This window comes from Candidatus Binatota bacterium (genome assembly GCA_012960245.1).
Taxonomy (GTDB): Bacteria; Desulfobacterota; Binatia; order UBA1149; family UBA1149; genus UBA1149.
Genome location: DUBO01000040.1, coordinates 57,413 through 78,989, shown reverse-complemented (window position 1 = coordinate 78,989; position 21,577 = coordinate 57,413). Strand labels below are relative to the sequence as shown.

The following is a 21,577-nucleotide window of genomic DNA, read 5'->3' as shown; positions in this document are numbered from 1 at the left end:
CGCCGACAACGACGCTGCCCGCGCCGACAACGACGCTGCCCGCGCCGACAACGACGCTGCCCGCGCCGACAACGACGGTGACGACGACCACGACGGTTACAACAACAACGACGACGGTGCCGATCGATCTGCGGGCCGAGAAGCGGGCCATGCGCGACAGGCTGAGGTCGCTCCGTCAGCATCGCTACGCGGGCACGATCGAAAGGGCCGAGTATCGCGAATTGCGGGCACAGGAGCACACTGCCTGGAAGGAACTGAGGCGGCTGGCCCGCAAGCAGCGCAAGGATCGTAGGTAACGGGCGAGACGACAGGCATGACGGAGGGCATGAAAAAGTATCATGGAGGGTCGGCCGGGGTGGCCCGGGCTCTAGTGCTCGGACTGTCGTGCTGCCTGCTGGCGGTAGCGGTGTCCGCGCAGGCGTCTGGCGATTCACGCTGGAAATCGCATTTTCCCAACATCGAACTGACCAACCACGACGGGGAGAAGAGAATGTTCTACGACGACCTGGTCGAGGGCAAGGTCGTAGCGATCAACTTCATCTACACCAGTTGCCCCAGCTCATGCCCGGCCGAGACGGCCAAACTCGCGCAGGTGCAACAGATCCTGGGTGACGCCGTGGGCCGCGACGTGTTTCTCTACTCGATCACCATCGACCCGGAGAACGACACTGTCGAGGTGCTCAACGACTACCGCGAGAAGTTCCACGCCGGTCCCGGCTGGGAGTTTCTGACCGGCAAGCAGGAGGACATCGACTCGCTGCGCAAGAAGCTCGGGCTCTTTATCGAGGAGATACAGGACGACGACGGCGACCATAACCTGAGCTTTGTAGCCGGCAACGAGCGCACCGGGCAGTGGGTAAAACGCTCGCCCTACGACAACGCGTCTTCGCTGGCCCACCTTATCGGCTACAAGCTGACCGGACGTCGTCGCACGACCGGGGTGCGCAACTACGCCAACGCGCCCGATCTACCGGTTTTCACCCGAGGCGAGTACCTGTTTCGTACTCGGTGCACGTCCTGCCACACCATGGGGGGGGGCGACCTGGTGGGCCCGGACCTGCTGGGCGTGGTGGCCCGGCGCGACCGCGCCTGGCTGGAGCGCTGGCTCAAGGTGCCAGACCAGGTGCTGGCCGAAAAAGACCCGCTGGCAATGGAACTGTACGAAAAATACGACCAGCTCGCCATGCCCAACCTGGAGCTCAACGACATCGACGTTCGTGACCTGATGGAGTTCATGCGGCGCGACGGACGCCCCCTGGCGTCTGCCCCCGGAGCGATACCCGGCACCGAACCCACGGCCGGCCTTCAGTAACCGTTACCCCGTTCAGATGCGTTCGATGACCGTGGCCGTGCCTATGGCCGAGCCACAGCACATGCTGATCAAAGCGGTAGAGGCGTCGCGGCGCTCGAGTTCGTGCAGGGCGGTGACAATGAGCCGGCTACCGGTGCATCCCACCGGGTGTCCGAGGGCTATGGCACCGCCGTTGACGTTGAGCTTTTCTTCGTCGGCTCCCACCGTGCGCAGCCATGACAACACCACGGCAGAAAAAGCTTCGTTGACTTCGAAGAGGTCGAAGTCGCTTATGCTCATGCCGGTTCGGGCCAGCAGCTTTTCGGTCGCCGTAACCGGCCCGTCGAGCAGGAAGTAAGGGTCGGCGCCGGTCACCACCGCGGAGCGTATGCGCGCCCGGGGACGCAGGCCCTTTTCACGCGCACCGTCGGCCGACATCCACAGCACGGCTGCCGCGCCGTCGCTTATCTGGCTGCTGTTGCCCGCCGTGTGACGGCCGCCCTCACTCACGGGCGCGAGCCCGGCCAGCCCCTCGGCCGTGCTTTCGCGTATGCCCTGGTCCTGGGTGACAGTGATGGTTCCTTCAAGCGGCTGTCCCTGGTCGTCCACCACGGGGGCTTCAACAGCCAGGATCTCTCGATCGAAGCGGCCCTCGTCGCGGGCACGGGCGGCCTTGTGTTGCGAGGCCAGTGCCAATGCGTCGCAGTCTTCGCGCGTGATGCCGCGGTTGTCTGCTATGCGCTCGGCCGCGGTAAACTGGTCGAGCGGGCTGTCCCAGGGCCAGGGGTCGGTCTGAAAAAACCCCGGGCCGTTGATCGCGTTGGCCCCCAGGCCCACGTGGCTCATGACTTCTACGCCGCAGGCTATGCCCGCGTCGATCTGGCCTGATCCCACCAGTGCCGACACTATATTATTGGCTTGCTGCCCGCTGCCGCACTGCGTGTCGATGGTGGTGCCGGCCACGGTCCAGTCGCTGCCCTGCGATAGCCAGGCGTGGCGCGCGATGTTGTTCGACTGTTCGCCTGCCTGCGTGACGCAACCCCCGATTATCTGGTCAACGTCGGTGGCCTCGAGGCCGGCCTTCTCGCAGAGGGCTGCCTGCACGCGGCCCAGCAGGTCGGCGGCGTGCAAGCCGCTCAGCTGACCTCGTCCGCGCTTGCCGCGCGCTATCGGGCTTCTCAACGCTTCAACTATTACTGCTTCGGGCATCGTCGTTATCTCCTGCCGGGCTCGCCGGTATCGGTTCGTTGTCAGTCGGGTTGCCCCAGTATCATCCCGCTGGTGGGCACGCCCACGCCGCCGGTGACCAGCACGTGGTCGTTGCGCTCGGGCTGGTTGACCGACTCGCCGCGTATCAAGCGCACGCCCTCGTTGACGCCGTTCATGCCGTGTATGTAGGCTTCGCTCAGTTGCCCGCCGTGGGTGTTGGTGGGAAGCCGCCCGTCGAGTTCGAGGTTGCCGTCGCCCACGAAGTCGCCGGCTTCTCCGCGACCGCAGAAGCCCCAGCTCTCCAACTGCCACAGTACTATCGGTGTGAAAGCGTCGTAGATGATGGCAGCGTCGATGTCGTCGACTTCAAGCCCCGACTGCTCGTAGACCTGCTTGGCCACGAGGTCAGTCTCGGGCAGGTAGCTTATGCTGGGTCGGTAGAAGCTCGTCATGTTTTCCTGCCCGCGCGTGGCGGCCTCGGCTACACCGCGTATCATGGCCGGTCTCTTTGCGAGATCGCGGGCGCGTTCGGGCGTGGTGACAATGCACGCGCAGCCGCCGTCGCTTTCCTGGCAACAGTCGAACAGTCGCAGGGGCTCAACGATCCAGCGGCTGTCGTGGTGTTCGTCGATGGTGAGTTCTTTCTCGTAGAAGAACGCGGCCGGGTTGTTGACCGCGTGCTTGCGGGTAACGACAGCCACGCGCGCGAGGTCGAGCTCGGTGACGCCGTATTCGTGCATGTAGCGCTGCGTGAACATGGCCACCCAGCTCGCGGGCGTAAGCAGGCCCACCGACATGTACCATCCCCAGTGCACGAGGTCGGCCGTGACGATGCCCTCGCCCACGCCGGCGCTGTAGCGGTGGCCCGAGCGTTCGTTAAATGCGCGGTACACGACCACGTAGTTAGCCACGCCCGTTGCCACGGCCATGGCCGCTTGCTGCATCACACCGATGGCGGCCCCGCCGCCGTATGGTATGCGGCTGAAGAACGTGAGGTCGCCCAGGCCGACGTTCTGCGCCAGTTCCACCTCGTCGGTGGTGTCCATGGTAAAGGTCGTCAGGCCGTCGACCTCGCCGGGGTCTAACCCGCAGTCGTCAAGGGCGGCACTCACGGCCTCGCAGGCGAGCTGCAGTTCGGAGCGACCCGAGTTCTTGGAGAACTCGGTCTGACCGATACCAGCTATCGCGGCTTCGTTCTTGAGGGTGGTGGGCATGCTCAGCTGCTCCCCGGCAAAGCGACGGTGACCGAGCCCGTGACGTGGTCGCCCCAGGAGTTGCTGCCCGCAATCTCGACCGTGACCGTGCCTTCTTTTTTGTCGATGGCGCTTACCTGGCCGCTCATTTTCATGGTGTCGCCGGGCAGGTTGGGCGTGCCCAGTTTGATCGACACGCCTTTCATCACCGAGTCGGGCCCGGCCCAGTCGGTGACGTAGCGGCCTACCAGTCCGTTGGTCGTAAGGATGTTCATGAACACGTCCTGCATTCCGGCGGCCTGGGCCTGCCCCTTGTCGTGGTGTACGGGCGTGAAATCGCGCGACGCCAGCGCGCCGCCCACGACCAGCGTGGTGGTGATCGCTATGGGCAGCTCAGGCAGGGCGTCGCCCACCTTGAGTTGCGCCAGGGCCAGGGTCGGCTTGGACATCAGGCTTTCTCCTGTCGTTCGTTGCCGGTTGCTTCGTCGGCCAGGCTCCTGCCCAGCGCGGCCAGTTGCGCTGCCGCTGAGCCGGTGCCCAGCTCGAGCGCCTTGGAGTTCAAAAAATATCGGTATAGCGGGTAGTCGGTGTCCACGCCCATACCCGCGTGCAGGTGTTGCGTGGCGGAGGCTATTCTCGCGCCGCCCTCGGCTGACCAGTGGCGGGCCACCATCAACTCGCGCGCCGCGTCGCGTCCCTCGGCCAGCAGCCAGGCCGCCCGCCACGCCGTCCAGCGCATGGACTCGAGATCGACGTAGCAGTCAGCCATGCGGTGATGCACGGCCTGGAAGCTGCCGATGGGTCGGCCGAATTGCTGGCGTTCGCTAACGTAGGCGGCTGTCATTTCAACGGCCTTTTCTGATACGCCGGTCTGCAACGCGCAGCTCACGGCCAGCCCGCAGTCGCGCGTCCGGTCGAAGGCTCGTGACTGCAGGCCGCCGAGCAGGTCCTGATCTGCTACCGTCACCGAGTCGAGGCTCACGGTGTAAAGACGCTCACCGGTGGCGCTGCGTGCGCCGGTGAGCTGCAGGCCCCGGCAAGCGGGGTCGACCAGGAACAGGGCCGCGCTGCCGCCGCTTTCATTGCCGCCGCTTTCATTGCCGCCGCTTTCATTGCCGCCGGCCAGGCAGGCCGGTACCAGGATCAGGTCGCTTATTCCCGCGGCCTGCACCAGCGAAACTTCGCCTGAAAGTGTCCAGCCGCCGTTCGGGTCGGGCGTTGCTGTCAGTGGCGCGCGTCCCTCGCGGGTCCAGGCTCCACGCGCCATGGCTACGGCCACCACGGCCTTTCCTGCGCAGATCCGCGGCAGCCATTTCTTCTTCTGTTCGTTGCTGCCGAAGCTCGAGATGGCAGTGGCCCCCATGGCCAGGGTTGCGAGCGCGGGCACCGGTGCCACGACGCGGCCCAGTTCCTGGGCCAACACGCAGAGCTCTACCAGCCCGTAGCCCATGCCGCCGTGTTCTTCGGGTATGGCGAGGCCGAGCAGGCCGGCGCGGGCGAGGGTGGCCCACAACTCGCGGTCAAAGTCTTCGCCGGCGGCTTCGAGTTGTTTCAGGCGCTCGTGGTCGACTTCTTTCTCGAGTATTCCGCGCGCCAGTTCGCGCACGGCCTGCTGTTCTTCGTCGAGTTCAAAATCCATTGCCGCTGCCGTCCTCTATCCTGCTCAGTCGATCGGTCTGAAGAATGGCAGCTTGAACTCGTCGTCGACGTTTTCGATGCTCGCGCGCACTTTCATTCCTATGTGCACCTTGGCCGGGTCGCAGCCCACCACGTTGGCCACCATGCGTGTGCCTTCGGCGAGTTCTACCAGCGCGCAGGTAAACGGGTACTCGTAGCCGGGAAACTTGGGGTAGTGCATGACCACGTAGCTGTAGACTTCGCCTTCCCCCGAGGCCTCGATGCCTTCCCACTCAAGCGAGCGGCAGTGCTGGCACATTGGGCGTGGGGGGTGGCGTAGCTCGCCGCAGCCTGCGCACTTCTGCACCAGCAGTCGCCCCTCGGCTATGCCGTCCCACCACCACTTGTTGTCGTGGCCCATGGGGGGCCGCAGACGCGTGGGGGTCGATGATTCTTCGTCGGCAGCGCCGTCAGACGTCGCCGCACCCGGCTGCTCGGCCCGCGCAAACTTGAGTACACGGAAGGTTTGCCAGCCGACTTCGTCACCCTGCTGGTCACGGTAGACCTCTCGGGTGTTGATGAAGTAGCCTATGCCCAGCGCCGTGGCCTTCTGCTCGGAGATGGCCTCGATGGTGGTGGACACGAAGATCTCGTCGCCCGGCCTGAGGTAACGCGTGTAGCCCTGCTCGCAGTTGGTGGCCACCACGGCCGGGTAGCCGGCGTCGCCCAGCAAGGAGTGCAGCTCGGTCTGCAGGTTTTGTCGGCCCGCGTCGGGGTCGGCCATCTCGACGCCGCGCAGGCTCCAGGTCTGCATCATCGTGGGTGGCGCTACCAGTCCGCCGTGCACCGACGAGGCCGCCGCAGAGGCGTCGGTGTACACGGGGTTTTCGTCACCCAGCGCTTCGCACCATTGCTGTATCATGGTTTCGTTTACGGGGTAGGGGCCCTGCTCGGGAGGACCGATCTCGCGACCCACGTAGTCCAGCAGTTTTGCTTCCAGCTCTTCTCTCGAAAGTGACATCGTTACCAGCTCTTCGCCGCTCGGACCGCGGGCACTATCTGGCGCGGGGCCCTGGGCAGCAGCAGCCCTGCCATGGCGATTATGTCGCGCTGTACTTCGTTGACACCACCGCCGAAGGTGAGCGTAGTCGCGCCGCGGCAAGCCTGCTCCAGCAGGCCGCCGAACAGGCAGCCGGCCTCGCCGGCCCTGAGCGTGCCCGCGCTCCCGGTTATCTCGAGCAAGAGGCGGTAGCATTCCACGAAAAACTCGGTGCCCAGCACCTTGACCGCCGACGCTTCGGCCATGTCGGGGTGGCCCTGGTCCAGCGACCAGGCGGACTTCCAGTTGAGTATCTTTACGGCTTCCAGCTTGGCGTACACTCGCGCGAGCGCGGTTTGCACCCAGGGCTCGTCTATCATGCAGCCGCCCGACGGTGACTCGCTGTCTACGGCCCACTGCCGTACCTCGTCGAATACCCGGTCCGACAGGCCGGGGCAGGCCAGGGTGATGCGTTCGTGGTTGAGCTGGGTGGTGATGAGTTTCCAGCCCTGGTTGATCTCGCCGACTACGTTTTCCAGCGGTACGCGCACGTTGTCAAAATAGGTGGCGTTGGTGCGCTCGCCTCCCAGGGTGTTGATGGGCGTAAACTCGAAGCCGGGCGAATCGGCCGGCACCAGTATAATGCTTATGCCCTTGTGGGGCTTGGCGTCGGGATCGGTGCGGCAGGCCATCCACAGGTAGTCGCAGTCGTGCGCGTGGGTGGTGAAGATTTTCTGGCCGTTGATCACCCACTGGTCGCCGTCACGCACGGCTGTGGTCTTGAGCGAAGCGAGATCGGTGCCCGCGCCGGGCTCGGTGTAGCCGATGGCAAACATCAACCGGCCCTCGCGTATGCCCGGCAGTAGTTCGGCCTTCTGCGCGTCGCTGCCGAAGCTCATCAGCGTGGGGCCCACCGTGTTGCAGGCGATGACCGGCAGCGGGGCGCGGGCGCGCCAGGTCTCGTCCCAGAAAATAAACTGCTCAAGCGGCGTGAAGCCCTGGCCGCCGTGCTCGGTGGGCCAGCCGACCCCCAGCCAGCCGTCGGCACCCATGCGTTCTACCAATTCGCGAAACAGTGGCCCGCCGGCCTCCTCGCGCTCGGCTTCCCAGCGCGCACGAAGCTCGGGCGTAAACATGTCGGCATAGTAGTCGCGGATGCGCTGCCGCAGCTCCTTCTGTTCTGTGGAAAGGTCGAGGTACACGGTGTTGGCTTTGCCGTTCTGTTACGAGGCGGCGCTAGTGCCTGCCCGGACGCCCCTAAATGGCCGAAAAGCCGCGTGGCAAGGGTAGAACACGTTTCAGTGTGAGCTATCACAGGGCCGCCTTCAGTCAACCACCCAGAAAGGGGGAGGCGTCCGCTATCCCCCCGGAGTGTACGGCCTTAAATGCAGGCACCGTCTTGAAAGGGGGTATCGGACTACGCCCCCTTCTGCTGGGGCGGAGTTGTCTGTCGCGACGCGAGGGGGTATTGCAGGAGTTCTTATTGAGGGGGGGACTCGTGCCGGATCCGTCAAACATATACGGGCCGGAGGGGTACAGGCTGCTGTACGACCTCGGCCGCGCGTTCGCAGAATGTCGCAAGATAGACGAACTCGTTGAGCTCGTCGTCGAGCGCTGTCGCGAGGTTTTTCATGCCGAGGGTGTGTCTGTGCTCGCCCTGGACGAGACCGCCGGCGAGCTCTATTTTCCCTGGGCGGTCGCCAGCGACGAGAAGGTAGCGGCGCGTCTTGCTGACCTGCGTTTTGCGGCCGACAAGGGCGTGGCAGGTGCCGTGCTCGAAAGCGGCAAGGCCATTTTCGTGGCCGACGTTGCTTCCGACCCACGGTGGTACTCGGGCATAGACGAGGACTCGGGACTGGCCACGCATTCGATCCTGGCCGCGCCGCTGGTCTCTCACCGTGGTAACGTCGGCGTACTCGAAGTCATCAATCCCACGCTCGACGCCGGCGGGGGCGAAGGTACCGAGGTCGACGAGAGCCTGCTCTTTCTTGAGTCGTTGGCCGGCAGCGTCGCGGTGGCCCTGGAGAACGCTGGCTTCGTGGAGGCGTTGCAGGCTTCGGAGAGAAGCCTGCGCGCGCGGGCCGACCATCTGCAGCGCGACATAGCCAAGCGCGACCGCTTCTTGACCATCGCGGGTAACAGCCGGGCCATGCAGTCGCTGTTTGACGAAATGGAAACCGTGGCGGCGTCGCCCATTACGGTTCTCATCCAGGGCGAGACCGGAACCGGCAAGGAGCTGGTGGCGCGCGCGATTCACAACGAGGGCGAGCGCGCCAACGGGCCTTTCCTTGCCGTCAACTGCTCGGCTTTTCCCGAAACCCTGCTCGAGAGCCAGCTCTTCGGTCACGCCAGGGGGTCGTTCACCGGCGCCGATCGAGACAAGGCGGGCCTGTTTGAGGCCGCGGCCGGGGGCACGCTGTTTCTCGACGAGGTCGGTGAGATGCCGGCCGCCATGCAGCCCAAGCTGCTGCGCGTGCTGCAGGAGGGCGAGATACTGCGCGTGGGCGATACCAAGCCGCGCGACGTTGACGTGCGCGTACTGGCGGCCACCAACCGTGACCTCAAGCACGAGGTCGACGAGGGCCGTTTTCGCGAGGACCTGTACTACCGGTTGGCCGTGTTTCCGCTCACGACGCCGCCGCTTCGCGAGCGCCGCGAAGACATTCCGCTCATCGTTGCCACCTTACTGGAGCGGGTAAGTCAGCGCCACGGCAAGAAGACCGCCGGCCTGGCCGACGAGGTCATGCAAGCGCTGGTCGCAGCCGAGTGGGAGGGCAACGTGCGTGAACTGGAGAACGAGATCGAGCGCGCGGTGGCGCTCACCCCTGCAGGCGAGACGGTGACACTGGCGCGACTTTCGGCGCGCGTGGCCGGGCGCGACGCTTCAGCGGCCGGGGCGGGTGCGGGGGCTGCCGCGGGGGTGGTTGCGGGCGGTGCGGCTGCTTCGCTTCCGCTCAGGGAGGCGCGTCGGGCTTTCGAGCTCGATTACGTTGCCCGGGTGTTGCAGCGCAACGATGACAACGTTACGCGAGCAGCCGAGGACATGGGAATCTCACGGGTGGCGTTGCAGAAGAAACTCAAGGATCTCGGTCTGCGCTGACCGCCGGTGTCGGCTCCCGTGCGTTTCAATCCGCTACCCGCCAGGGTGACATCAGCGAAGGCGCTGTTTCTCGTCGCGCTGTCGGCCGCCCTCTACACGGCCTGCTTTGCCCCCTTGCAATGGTACTGGCTCGCCGCGGTGGCGCTGGCGCCGTTGCTGGTCGTGCTGCGGTCGGTGTCGCCCGCGCGCGCCGCCCTGCTGGCTGCGGGCTGGAGCCTGCTCGTGTCTGCCGGCGTGGTGGCCGCCTGGCTCATCGACGCCGCCTCCACTTACTACGCGCAACCGCGTCTGCTGGGCTGGGCCGTGTTCTTTGTCGGTACCACGGTGACTGCTTCCTGGGCCTACGCCTTGCTGGGCGCGGGCCTGGCCTGGACGGGGAAGCGCAGTCGGTTTGCCGCGATGGTGGTTTCTATTTTCGGGTTCACCGCGGCTGAGCTGCTTCGGGTGCGCCTGGGGGGAAACCCGGTTGCCCTGATCGGTGTCTCGCTGCCGGCTGACCACGTCCTGGCGCAGGTTGCAGACATTGGTGGCGTGTACGCGGTCGGGTTTGTCGCGGTTGTTTGCAACGCGGCCCTCGTGGAGATAGCCACGCGCCTTCGCGGAAGTGGAACGCGCGGCCCGGCGGTAGCGATGACTGTCACGGCGGTTCTCCTGGTCGTGCTGGCGGCTGGGTATGGCCGTTGGCGCTTGGAGTCGCTTGCCGATGGACTCGCCGATAAACCGGAGACGGTGGTCGCGGTAGCGCAGGACAACCTGGATCTCGGCAGCCAGTGGGACGAGCGCCTTTATGGTCGTAACCTTAAGGTTTACCTCCGACTGAGCAGGGAGGTGCTTTCGGGTTCGGCGGCGAGGGTGTTGTTCTGGCCCGAGAGTTCGATGACTTTCTTCCTGGACGAGGAACCCCGATTCGCACGCTCGATCGCGGCTGTACTCGAACCCGAGGGAGCCCAGCTGGTCGCTGGCGGGCCTCGCCGTGACGGTGACAATGCTCGTTATTTCAACAGTGCGTTCCTGCTCGAGCCCTCTGCGCGAGTCACTGGAACCTACGACAAGCAGCGGTTGCTGCCCTTCGCTGAGTATTTTCCGCTCGGTGCGGTCGACCTGCTCCGGCGACGGTTTGCCAGGGTCAGGGAATTCACCCCTGGCGGACAGGCTGCTCTCCTCCAGACGGCAGCAGGGCAGGCGGGCGTGCTCGTGTGTAACGAGTCCATGTTTCCCCGCTTGGCGACAAGCAGGACGCGCGAGGGTGCCGAATACCTCGCGGTGCTTTCAAACGATACGTGGATCGGGCATCGACAATACTCCGAGATGCAGCTTGCGGTCGCGGCGTTCAGGGCGGTTGAGCAAAGGCGATTCGTTGTCCGGGCTTCGACCGCGGGACCGTCGGCTGTTATCGATCCGCTCGGCCGCGTGACCGTGTCCACGGAGATGTTCGGGCGTGAGACTCTCGTTGGTCGCATCAGTGCCAGCCGCGAGTCGACACTTTACGCGCGCGGAGGCGACTGGTTCGCAGTATTGTGCGTTGCCCTGTCGTTGCTGGCGGTTGTCGTGGGTCGTCGTCAGGAGTGATCGCGGCCGGTAACCGCTCGTGCGACACCGGCAACAACAAGGCCGATCACCGAACCGGTGACCGTGTTCCAGAACATTCAAGGCTCGCGGCAGCCCGGCGTCGCAAGCAGGACGATGGCCAGCGGCATCATCATTAACAGTCCGCAAAGCGGTCCCCTCAGGTACCAGGCTCGTGGCCAGGTGCTCATGCCCACGAGCAGGCCGATAGAACAGCGCGCGAGGTAGAATCCCCACACCGCCAACGAGCCGTTGATCGTGACGGCGTCAAACTTGTAAGGGATGGGTCCGTGCAGAAAGGCGGGCACGGAGCCGGCGGCCAGGCCCAGCAGCGCGCAGAGCAGGACGTAGTTGGTCGTCACTTATTCCTCGTCACTTTTTCTACCATGGGCCGAGCGAAGTTCAGCTGCCACAGCTCGCGTTGGCACCGTCACTATCGTCGAACAGGTCGCAGTCGCGGTCAAGCTTGTCGGCCGCGTTGAGCATGAGACAGGCCCGGCAGGCGGCCGCTGTCTTGCTGCAGTCGGCCGGAGAGTTTTCGGATCCGCAGCGGCCAGGGAAGACGGTAGCGTCGGGCAGCCCGGTGCCGCAGCCGGATTCGATGTTCGAGGCAAACTTATCGCCGACCCGAGCAACCCTGGTCGAGGCAGCCACGGCGTCCATGCAGAAGCGCGCGAGCTGGTCCGCACTGCGCACGTCGGTTTTCAGCCGCCGGCTCTTGCACTTGTTGAATTCCTTGATGCTAGTGAGCAGCACGCGGGCGAGTTTGACCTGGGCCTCGAGTCGGCAGGAGGCTACGTCAGCCTGGGCACCGGCGCCACTTGCGTCCCAGTTGTCCAGCAGGTTGCCGAACAGTGACTGGCTGAGCGCAAACTGCCCTGCGACGGCGGCAGCATTGACCACAGCCGGGGTACTGTAGCCAAACGAGGGTGTCTGCTTGCAACGCTGGGCGGCCTTCACCGAGCCGGCGATGGCGTTGGCGAGTTTGCTCTTGGTGTCGGCAGCCGCGCAGGCTGCCAGGTCGACAACAATGCCACTCTGGGCATTCTTGAAGCACACTCTCTCGAGCTTGGCTCGGGTCTTAGCGACCTTGAACAGCGACTTGTTCATCTTGACTATGCAGCGCCGCTGGAGGTTGGACTGCAGCAGCTCGAGCTGGCAAGAGGCCGAGCAACCGTCGCCGTCTTCCGGGTTGCCATCGTCGCAACCGCCTGCGTCGGCAATCCCATCGCCGCAGCTGCCCGAGCAGGCGTCGCCGCGCCCGTCGTTGTTTTCGTCGGCCTGATCGAGGTTGGGAACTTCGAGGCAGTTGTCGGCCGAGTCGGTGACGCCGTCGCGGTCTAGATCACCGGACACGACCATTATTACTTGCTCCTGACAGATAGAACCCGGCGGACAATCTGCCTCGACTTGGCAAACTCCATGATCTCGCTGACACAGGCTGTCGTCGTCGACTTCCACGCAGTGCCAATCGGTCGGGCAATCATCGTCGTTGTCGCAATTGTCACCATAGTTCAGGCATCGTCCGGCTGGCGTAGCCACGGCTACGCCAGCGTCACCGTTGCCGCTGGCACCGGTGAAGGGATTGCTGGCATTCGGATCAACGGCGGCAACGGTGTTCGTCGTCCCGGTGCAGAAATCAAACACCTGCAGCACTATGCCCGTGGCGTCGCCGTCGCCGTCGAGGTCTACGTTTATGCCCTGCTCCTCTTCCCTGGTCAGGAAACGTACGAGGGAGCCGTCCACTTGGAAGGGCAGTCTCGGGTCACACTCCATGAAATCACATTTCGTTACTGCCTGGCCCGTGTTGACCAGTGTGCCCGAGATGGCGTCGTAAACGTGCAGCACGTGGTCGCTGGTGTCGACGTCGGTATTGCCGCTTTCGGAGCCGCCGTTGAGGTTCGTGTTGCCCTGGCCGTATTCTGAAACCGCGGCGGCTACCAGTTGCAGGGAAACCTCTGGGTCGCACGCGCTTGCAGCTTCTCCCAGGACGATGGCGTCAGCATCAATACCCAGGGTGGTAACGTCAGGCGGGAGGACGCTGCTGTCCAGGAGTACGACAGCCTTGTCGTCGGTGTCGGAGTCTCCAGACCCAACGTTCAGGTTAGCCCCCTCGTCGCTTTCACGGGTCAGCCAGGTGGCTACCAGCCCGGAGGCACGAAGCGATTCCGGTTTTGCCGAACGTCCGCTGCCGTACCATGGTCCGCCGCCGGTCGAAATGGTTGGACAGGTAACCACGGTACCGGCTACCACTGAAGGATCGGGGATAATCATGACCACGCTATCCCAGGCGTCACCGTCTCCATTCAGGTCAATAGCAGCGCCGCTTGAGGCGAGAAGAGTTTCATCGACCACTGCCGCGAGTAGCCCGGTAGTCATCGCGACGTTTTTCGCTGTGCAGCCAAGCGAAGTTGACGTGGCTGGACCCGACCACAGGGACAGCAGGGAATCGTCACTGTCGCCATCCAGGTTGACGTCTCCCTCGGCGGGAAAGCAGGGGTTGAATGTTCTCGTCATTTCGGGGGTGAGGTAGGCAATCATTCCCCGCGAGGCCGAGGCGAGGTGCGAAATACCTATAATTTCGGTCGTGGCATTGTCGGGATCGAATACCTGCAGCACGATATCGTTTGCTTCCAGGTCACCGTCGAGGTCGTCGAGGGAGTGGCCCGAGTAAACGGTTACCTGGCCCGTACCGGTTTCGGCCCACGATATCACCTGCCCGGTATCGGCGATCACCGGCCTGCCGACCACGGGGTGGCCCGATTGGTTCGGGGCTACAGGGTCAGCGTTGACCAGGCTCGTCGTGCCGGCGACCAGGTCGCGAAGGTAAACGTCATCACCACCGTTAACGTCCGACATGCCGGCGCCGGCAAGGTTCGTAGCCGCGGAGACGAAAACGACGCTGCGATGATCGTTCGCGATCGAGGGGCTATGGCAATCCAGGTCAGCCGGAATACCATCGTTGTCCAGGCTCACGATATCCACGGAGGGGTCCCAGACGTTGTAAACGAATACGTTCCTCGGGGTGAACGGGAAGGGCTCAAGGCCGTTAACCAGGTTGGTAGCGTCGCTGGTGAAGACGACCCGCAGGCCATCAGGAGATACCCGGGGTTCGTTGCTGTCGCCGTTGGCGGCCTGGCCGTCTTCCGTCCGGCTCACCAGTACAAGCGATGTGCCACCGGGCGTGTCGAAGACCCCGTCGCCGTCGGAGTCCCTGTCATAGAGATACACGTCGGACTTGCCGTTGTTGTCTTCCTCGACCAGGGAGGCATCACTCCTGAACGCTATCAAGCCCCCACTTCGACCGACGCTTGCAGAGTCACTCGAATCGTTTGTCCCTCCATTAGTGAGCTGGACGATGGAGCCAAGAGCTCCCTGGCCGCGATTATAATCTACAAAGAATATATCGGTGACGTTGTTAGTGTCTTGAGTACCGTTGACCAGGTTCGTGGAAATACTCTGGAAAACGATGGTGCCTCCATCTTCCGATATGACGGGCGCGAGGCTGTCGCCGTTGCTGGGGTCCTGCAAGGCGGGAGAAATCGAAACCATCCTGTTGAGGACCGACGCCTCGTTGTAGACGCATTCCCCCGACTGGTCCACGGCGGGTCCGCGATCTGCGAGGTAAACCTGCCATGTACCGGGGCTGGAGATGAATCCCGAGTCAATATTTGTCGCCTGGCTGGCGTACGCCACGAGCCGACCATCGCCGGATACAGAAGGCTGGGCGCTGGCATCGTTTGCCGGCCCGCTGTTGTCGGCAACGGAGATCAAGGCCGTCGAGCTGTTTACCCGGTCGCGAACGAAAACGTTGCTGAGGCCCTGCGTGTTTATATTGGTCAGGTCGTCGGCGTAGCTGGAGAAAGCGACGTAACGTCCCCCTAAAGACAGGGAGGGCTCACTGCTGATATCGTTTCCCGGGTCACTGGAATTGTTCAGGCTGGCATCCTGCCAGGCCCCGGATGACTGTTGCAATTCCGAGCTGCCGAAGAATACCAGGCTATTGCTCACGGCCAGGCTGCGACCGTCTATCAGGTTTCCGATACCTACCGGTATCTGCAGGGGCAGTCCCCCGCTCACGGTTTGGTCTTCGGCCACGATCGGGCTACCGGTGTCGTCCCGCCTGAAAACGCGGAGAATGCTGTCGGCTATGTCGTAGTCACCGTTGCGATCGCAATTGGAAACGGAGCAATCGCCCTCGGCCCACTCGGGCTCGGTCATGGCGACGATATCTCCCTCAAGGGCGATAACTGGCCAGGAGAAAGGAGAATCCGTTGCGTATGTAATCGCGCGACCGTCTGCCAAGTTGTTGCCGGTTTGTAGAAGCTCGGCGGTATCCCTGTTACGCAGGACCAGTACCCTGTCGATCTTGTCAGAGTCGTCGTTGAGTTGATCGTCTTCGACTTCTTCTTCCGTTACGAAAGCATACAGGGTGTCGGTCGAGTAGATACCTTCAAGTGGCGCCGAGCCCGCTATCGACATCCGAAAATTAACGCAGCTTTCGCCCGGTAGGCAGGGATTGGCCAGGTCACATGGGTCTCCGGAAATGGAGCATGCCCCCTCTTCTACGCCGGCGATCTTGGCCAGCAGATCTGATTTATCTATGACCACGGCGCCGTTGGTGGCCGAGTTGTACATTCGGTCGCTGAAATCGAAAAGCGGGATGCCGCATGTTCCGCCGCCGGTGCACACGGAAGAATCCGTGCAGGCCAAGCCGGCGTTGCTTCCGCCTACGCACTTGGCGCTCCCGCAGGTACCACCACCGCACGCAGTATTTTCGGTGCAGGGGACATCTTCCAGCAACGGGTCTACGGCTGAGCAGACGGTGTCATCAGGACTCAGTGCGGCCAGGCGCAGAACGGTAACCGGGGCATCGGCCGAGCCGAACAGCGCGATCTCGGTACTGTTTTCCTCGTTGGTCAAAGGTGACAAGACCGGTGGGAGTATAGCCCCCTCGAGAGTGTAGGAGTCTACGAAGTCTTCGTTGGGCAGGACAACCGGGTCCCCAGAACCGCTGTAATTGTCTATCGCACTGGCACCGTTGAGCAGTATCGGGGTCGGCACTTCTCCGTCGATCAATATGTTAGTCCAGTCCACCGGAATCAGAAGGTTACCGTCCTCGTCGACGGCCATAACTACTTCGTTTTCAGATTCCGTACACGGATCATTCAGATCGGTGGGGTCCTCGGGGGTGCAGAGTTGGGCAAAGTCATTGGTGTGTGGCAGGCCGACAAAGCTGGGGAACACGTCGTGGTTGGTCGTGGTGTTGCAGCTGCCGTCGTCGGTATAAAGCGAATCAACGCAGGCCGCCACGTCGCTGCTTCCGTAATTCGCGCAGTCGGTGCTGATGTTGCTGCAGGTCCAGGTATCGGTAGTCGCGTGTGTCACGACTATGCGGGCTGGTCCGGCCAGCGTTAATCCATCGGTGCTGCCGCAGCTACTGGCCGGGCATTCGCTATTGCTGGTGCAGGCGGTCCCTGAGTTCAGTCCCCCGATGCACGATGCCCCGCTGGGAGGCAGAAGGTTGTCGGTGTCGGGGAACACGAAGCGCAACGCCGAGGCAAGGACCTGGAACTCTATGACACCTCCGCTATCACTGATCTGGCGGCATTCGCTTGCGACGATGTTGCCGCCAACGCAGGTCGATGGCGTGGTGGCCAGCGCAGCGCAGTTCTCCGCCAGTACCACGGCCGACAGTTTGCCGGTGCCTGGGGTATCGACCACGGTTACAACGTAGTCGCCGGCGGTGCCCGTGAAGCCCGAGGCCGAAAAATCACTGTCGGTGTGGCAGCCGCTGTCCAACGACACGCTTACCCAGTCGCCGGGCGTGGCCCAGGGCCTGTCGACCTGGCCCAGCTCTCCGCGAAAGCTACGCGTCGCCTGGGGGATGAGGTTGCAGGCGGCCTGCGAAACCGTGGGCGCCAGCGCCAGCGCAATCGACAGGACCAGCGCCGCCAGCGCGATGGCATTGCCCGCGCCTGCCCTGTCACCCGGCCGGTGGCGGGCAGTATAAGTAGTTGTATTTAACAGCCGCAGAACAGACCCCCGGGAACCCGTGGACTCCCAGGGAACAAGACTATCAGGCGGGCTATCGCTGACTACCCCCCAAGTGGGTAAAAAACTTTTGTCTTGTAGTTTTGCAGTTGGTCCTTGCACGCTGCTTTCCTGGTCAGCCGGGTTTGCCGCGGCTGGCCCCTCTCGGTTTTCTCCAAGCTGCAAGCAAGCAACCGCCGTGCCACAGCGGTATGGCCGTGTAAACGAGGCTGAGTCCATTGATTCTACAGGCTGTTTTGCCAGCTGCACGATCGGGGGTGCGTCGCCAGTGCCAAGTCTGGGTAGCGCCCATGGGCTTGTGTGTAAACCCGGGTTGGCGGCTGCGCTGCCGGTTCATGGAGACCGGTTGCGCGCGCCTCAGCTCGCGTCGCTCTGCCCAGGCGGGGGCCAGGCGTCGCGATCATCGTTCCTGCGCAGGCACTCTGCCAACGACAGCGACTGCTCACGGCACTGCTCGGCGCTGGGCAGTGGGTCGCCCGTCCAGGCCAGTCTCGAGCACAGCGCCAGCGTGCGGGCCAGCGCCGGGAGCGCGCCAAGGCGGCGGGCCTCGTCGATGCTGCGGCGGTACCAGGTGAGTGCTACCTGCCGCCGGCCGCAGAGCTGGTTCCAGCGCCCCACGGCCCGGTAGAGGTCGGGGCGCTCGCGGGCCAGCGCCCGCGTGGCCCTGAGTGCCCGCCTGCAATCTCTCTCCACCGTCCACCGCGATGGACTGTCGGCGTGCTCCTGTTCGTGGGCCGTGAGGCCCAGCTCAAACCTTGCCACCGCCAGCGGCGCCGCGTGGTAGGGAGGTAGCGCACCGGCCCGCGAAGCGTCCGCGGCAGACAATTCGATTGAATGGGCAGCTTCGTCGAGATAACCGGCCGCGCACTCGGCTCGCGCTTTCATGGCGTGGCCGAAGGCCAGCAGGTTATCTTCGTGGCGGGCGGACAAGTAGCGGTTGGCAGCCTCGATGGCGTCGAAGGGGCGGTCCTGTTGCACGGCCACGTAAAGGGGAATGGCGTCGCGCCAGGAGACGGCAAAGTCGTATCCGTAAAGATCGACCAGTCGCTTGACCGCGTCGAGCATGCGCGCGCTGTTGCGCCAGTGGCCCTGCCAGGTGGATCGCTCGGCGGCCAGGCCGAAGTAGTTGCTCGCGAGTACCAGCTGGCCGTGTTCCATGGCGGTTTCGAGGTCGCGTGTGGCGGGCAGCGGGCTGTCGTTCCAGTCTCCCTCGAAGTAGTCGGCAATAAAACGCATGGCCCTGCAGGCAAAGTCGCCGGCCAAGTTGTCGTCGCTGAGCAGGCCTTCCCCACGCTCGAGCAGCCGGCGCGAGAGCGAGAAGGAGGTGCCCGAAAAGGCCACGAAGCCCGCAGCGTCGGCGTAGAGTTCGGCCGCCCGTTCGACCCCGCTTGCGTTCATGTGCTCGAGTCTTCCGACCACCGACAGGGCAGCGGTAAACGCCCGCTGCGGGTCGACGTTGGCCAGGGCCTGGGCGCGCATGACCTCGGCTTCAAGTCCTTCGAGTTCGGCCGCGCTGGGAGTCGCGGATCCTTTCTTGTCGGCCGCTGCGCTGCTGCGCCGACGGCCGAGGGCCAGCCAGGTGCGGGCCAGGGCACCGCCGGCCTGCAGAAGGCCTGCAGTACCGGTTCGCAGCGAAGAAGAACGACCCCGCCACGCCAGCGATGCGTCAAAGTGCTCTATGCACTCGTGATGGTCGCCGGTATTGAGCAGCGCCAGCCCGATGTTCTTTTCGAGTAGCGCCTTGCGTGCGCGATCGCCACCCTTGCCGTGTTGTTGCAGGTACAGCCGCGACGCTTCGCGAAAATGGGCGAGCGCCTCGGCCGAGGCGGCCGAGCGGGCGGCGTTGTCGCCCGCTCGAAACAGGTAGTACTCGGCCTTGTCAGCTTGTTCGGCCTGGCCCCAGTGAAAAGCGAGCTCGGCTTCGAAGTCGTCGAGCCGTTGTTCGAAAGCTTTTTCGATGGCGCTGGCCACGCGGGCGTGCATGTCGCGCCGCCGGCCTTTGAGCAGGGAATGGTACACGGTCTGCTGCGCGACCTGGTGGTGGAAATGGTACTCGCGCTCAGCGGCCTCGGCCTGCCGGGCAACGCTGCCGGTACGAGATGACATGCTGCTGCTCACCAGTTGCATGTCCTCGAGGCGGGCGAGGGCAGTGTCGAGTTCGCCCGAGTCATCGACGGTGCCGAGAAGCAGCCGGTAGTAGAAACGGCGGCCGATCACCGAGGCGGCCTGCAGTATCTCGCGGGCCTGGTCGTCCATGGCGTCTACGCGGGCGAGCACCACTCCCTGGACAGTATCGGGAACGTCTACTTCGTTAATCGCCGCGGTGGTCTGCCAGCCGTCGCGCGATTGCACGAGCGCGCCCTGGTCGATGAACGACCTGAGTACCTCTTCGACGTAGAAGGGGTTGCCCTCGGCGTTGGCGCGAATTCGTCGGCGCAGGGCTATCGGCAGGCCGGCTGTCCCCAGCAGGCCCGTGACCAGTCGGTCGAGGTCGTTGTCGTCGAGCGGTGAGAGGGCAAGCTGCGAGCTGCGCTCGTGGGTTTTGCTGCCAGTGAGCGCAGCGGCCGAATCTTCGCGGGTAGTTATGATCGTGACCACGGCAGCCCGCTGGCTCGCGGACGACAGCCCGCCAAGTATTTCGATACTCGACTGGTCGGCCCAGTGCAGGTCCTCGAGGACGATGACCAGTGGCCGTTGCGCCGACAGTACGGTGGCCAGTCGTGTAAGCGCCAGTTGCAGGCGTTTTCTCAGCGCGTCGCCCGTGGGTGTTGACGAACCCGGCTGCGACGAGCCCGGCGAGTTGTCGTCGGCGTGCTGTATTCCCAGCAGTGTCGCGAGCGAGGGCAGTTCGGTTTCGAGTTGGCCATCGCTGCGCTCGACCGCGGCGCGCAGCAAGGCGAGCGCGTCGTCGTTGCTCTCGTTACCGCTGAGTTGACACCATTGGCGCAGCAGGTCGGCCGCGAGCGCAAAGGGTCGCGAGTTGCCTTGCGATGCCTGGCTTTCGAGCAGCAGGCAATCCGACAGCGAGGGGTCGCTCTTGAACTCTTCGATCAGGCGCGACTTTCCCAGGCCCGCCTCACCGCTCACCACCATCACAGAGCCCTCGCCCGCGTGGGCCTGCTTTACTCCACCGAGCAGGGCGGCGAGTTCCCGGTCGCGGCCCACCAGCGGAGCGCGCAGCTTGCGCCTGCGAGGTCCAGCGTCGTTGCCTTTGCCCGGCGGTCGCAAGGGGTCGAGCGCGTAGGCCTGCACGGCCCGGCCCTGTCCCTGCAATGACAAGGGTGCGAGCGCGCTCACGCAAAAACGGTCGGACAGCCGGTAGGCGGTCTGCTCTCCGAGGTAGAGTTCGCCGGGTGAGGCCGCGTCCTTGAGCCGGGCAGCGAGGTTGACCGCGTCGCCTATCACCGTGTACTGGCGGCTGTTGTTGCCCCCCACCAACCCGGCCACGACCAGTCCGCTGTTCATGCCCGCTCGGATGGCGCCGGGTTTGATGGCATCGGCGCCGTCGTTGTTGAGCAGGCGGGCAAGCGCGGCCGCGGCGCGGGCAGGCGCTTCTTCGAGTCCATCGGGTGCCCCGAACAGGGCCATCATGGTGCGGCCGGTAAACTTGTCCACGTAACCACCCTCGGCCTGTACGGCCAGGCTGAGTGCCTGCATCTGCGCGTCGCTGGGCGCGGGAGCCTGGCACAGTTCAGCGAACAGCACGGTCACCTGCCGACGTTCGGGTTGGCGTTGTTGCAGCCGTTGGTACTGCAATTCCTCGCCGGGCGTGGACTCGGCCAGGCGGGGTATGCCAGCGGGCAGGGTATCGTGGTCGTTGGTTCGGCCGGACGCCAGCAGCGCCGAGCCCTGCGGCGCGTCGTCGGCGGCCTGTGAAAAACTGAAACCCCGGCCCGCCAGTTGCCGGGCCGTTGAGCCAACGAGCACCGAGCCGGTCTCAGCTGCCGCTTCCAGGCGCATGGCCGCTGTCGTGCACCGACCGGCGGGCAGCAGGCCGCCGGTCGGCGGTCGCCCCAGCTGCAACTGTCCAGCCTCGACACCTATGTGCAGGCCAGGTCTTTTGCTGCCGGGAAACAGGGGCGCGGATTGTTTTATCCACTCAAGCATCCCGAGGGCAGCGGCCAGCGCATGACGGTTGGCGGCCTCGGCCTGTTCTGCGTGGGGAAAAGCGGCCAGCATGCAGTCTCCGAGAAACTGCAGCGGGGTGCCGCCGTGGGCGCTGGCGATGTCTTCCATGCCAGCAAAACAACCGTTGACCAGTTCGGTTACCTGCTCGGGGTCGAGGTCGCGCGCTGCAAGCGTGAACCCCGAAAGGTCGGCGCATACAATGGTGGCCTCGAGTTCGATCAGTGTACTACTCCCCTGTGTGGTCGGCCCGTGTTCCGGGCTCGGCCACGCTCCCGCTAAGAGCGGTATGCGGTAGGCGCGTGTGGCGCAAACCCAGCTTTGCGGTGCCGTTGGCTGCTCCCCTCGGGGAGCGGAGGCGAAACACGGGTTTTGCAAGGGGT

12 protein-coding genes are annotated in these 21,577 nt (G+C 64.3%); 3 read left to right on the top strand and 9 right to left on the bottom strand.

Annotation, left to right across the window (positions count from 1 at the left end):
• Positions 1-313 precede the first annotated feature (313 nt).
• Positions 314-1,312 carry a c-type cytochrome gene (locus EYQ35_06865; GenBank protein ID HIF63856.1) on the top strand — a complete coding sequence of 333 codons (999 nt, stop codon included), beginning with the start codon at positions 314-316 and terminating at the stop codon, positions 1,310-1,312.
• 12 nt (positions 1,313-1,324) lie between these two features.
• Here the strand turns inward: EYQ35_06865 and EYQ35_06860 are convergent, their stop codons facing one another.
• Genes EYQ35_06860 through EYQ35_06835 form a run of 6 tightly spaced genes read right to left on the bottom strand, consistent with a single transcriptional unit; the run spans position 1,325 to position 7,551 of the window.
• Entirely contained in the window at positions 1,325-2,500 is a 1,176-nt protein-coding gene (locus EYQ35_06860) for a steroid 3-ketoacyl-CoA thiolase (protein HIF63855.1), read from the bottom strand.
• Between the two features lie 41 nt (positions 2,501-2,541).
• The gene (locus EYQ35_06855; GenBank protein ID HIF63854.1) at positions 2,542-3,714 is read right to left on the bottom strand and encodes a lipid-transfer protein; all 1,173 of its coding nucleotides are present in this window, start codon (positions 3,712-3,714) and stop codon (positions 2,542-2,544) included.
• 2 nt (positions 3,715-3,716) lie between these two features.
• Positions 3,717-4,142, bottom strand: a complete 426-nt coding sequence (locus tag EYQ35_06850; GenBank protein HIF63853.1) for an acyl dehydratase — start codon at positions 4,140-4,142, stop codon at positions 3,717-3,719.
• Positions 4,142-5,332 carry an acyl-CoA dehydrogenase gene (locus EYQ35_06845; GenBank protein HIF63852.1) on the bottom strand — a complete coding sequence of 397 codons (1,191 nt, stop codon included), beginning with the start codon at positions 5,330-5,332 and terminating at the stop codon, positions 4,142-4,144. Before EYQ35_06845 ends, EYQ35_06850 begins: the two co-directional genes overlap by 1 nt.
• Positions 5,333-5,356: 24 nt before the next feature.
• Positions 5,357-6,331, bottom strand: coding sequence for a hypothetical protein (locus EYQ35_06840; protein HIF63851.1), 975 nt, complete (start codon positions 6,329-6,331; stop codon positions 5,357-5,359).
• 2 nt (positions 6,332-6,333) lie between these two features.
• Positions 6,334-7,551 carry an acyl-CoA dehydrogenase gene (locus tag EYQ35_06835; protein HIF63850.1) on the bottom strand — a complete coding sequence of 406 codons (1,218 nt, stop codon included), beginning with the start codon at positions 7,549-7,551 and terminating at the stop codon, positions 6,334-6,336.
• A gap of 59 nt (positions 7,552-7,610) precedes the next feature.
• Here EYQ35_06835 and EYQ35_06830 point away from each other — a divergent pair, with 59 nt between their 5' ends.
• Both EYQ35_06830 and lnt read left to right on the top strand, forming a co-directional pair.
• The gene (locus tag EYQ35_06830) at positions 7,611-9,449 is read left to right on the top strand and encodes a GAF domain-containing protein (GenBank protein HIF63849.1); all 1,839 of its coding nucleotides are present in this window, start codon (positions 7,611-7,613) and stop codon (positions 9,447-9,449) included.
• A 6-nt stretch (positions 9,450-9,455) separates the two neighbouring features.
• Positions 9,456-11,018 carry an apolipoprotein N-acyltransferase gene (lnt, locus tag EYQ35_06825; GenBank protein ID HIF63848.1) on the top strand — a complete coding sequence of 521 codons (1,563 nt, stop codon included), beginning with the start codon at positions 9,456-9,458 and terminating at the stop codon, positions 11,016-11,018.
• A 77-nt stretch (positions 11,019-11,095) separates the two neighbouring features.
• Here lnt and EYQ35_06820 read toward each other — a convergent pair whose 3' ends face one another.
• The 3 genes from EYQ35_06820 to EYQ35_06810 all read right to left on the bottom strand — a co-directional run bounded on the left by EYQ35_06820 (position 11,096) and on the right by EYQ35_06810 (position 21,572).
• On the bottom strand, positions 11,096-11,377 hold the full coding sequence (locus EYQ35_06820; protein ID HIF63847.1) for a hypothetical protein: 282 nt from the start codon (positions 11,375-11,377) through the stop codon (positions 11,096-11,098).
• Between the two features lie 40 nt (positions 11,378-11,417).
• Positions 11,418-17,288 carry a hypothetical protein gene (locus tag EYQ35_06815; protein HIF63846.1) on the bottom strand — a complete coding sequence of 1,957 codons (5,871 nt, stop codon included), beginning with the start codon at positions 17,286-17,288 and terminating at the stop codon, positions 11,418-11,420.
• A gap of 138 nt (positions 17,289-17,426) precedes the next feature.
• Entirely contained in the window at positions 17,427-21,572 is a 4,146-nt protein-coding gene (locus EYQ35_06810; GenBank protein ID HIF63845.1) for a hypothetical protein, read from the bottom strand.
• Positions 21,573-21,577 lie beyond the last annotated feature (5 nt).

Bases quoted from the DNA above. Each gene is read 5' to 3' on its own strand.
- EYQ35_06865 (HIF63856.1), top strand. From the start codon at position 314: ATGACGGAGGGCATGAAAAAGTATCATGGAGGGTCGGCCGGGGTGGCC.
- EYQ35_06860 (HIF63855.1), bottom strand. From the start codon at position 2,500: ATGCCCGAAGCAGTAATAGTTGAAGCGTTGAGAAGCCCGATAGCGCGC.
- EYQ35_06855 (HIF63854.1), bottom strand. From the start codon at position 3,714: ATGCCCACCACCCTCAAGAACGAAGCCGCGATAGCTGGTATCGGTCAG.
- EYQ35_06850 (HIF63853.1), bottom strand. From the start codon at position 4,142: ATGTCCAAGCCGACCCTGGCCCTGGCGCAACTCAAGGTGGGCGACGCC.
- EYQ35_06845 (HIF63852.1), bottom strand. From the start codon at position 5,332: ATGGATTTTGAACTCGACGAAGAACAGCAGGCCGTGCGCGAACTGGCG.
- EYQ35_06840 (HIF63851.1), bottom strand. From the start codon at position 6,331: ATGTCACTTTCGAGAGAAGAGCTGGAAGCAAAACTGCTGGACTACGTG.
- EYQ35_06830 (HIF63849.1), top strand. From the start codon at position 7,611: ATGGCCGAAAAGCCGCGTGGCAAGGGTAGAACACGTTTCAGTGTGAGC.
- EYQ35_06815 (HIF63846.1), bottom strand. From the start codon at position 17,288: ATGGACTCAGCCTCGTTTACACGGCCATACCGCTGTGGCACGGCGGTT.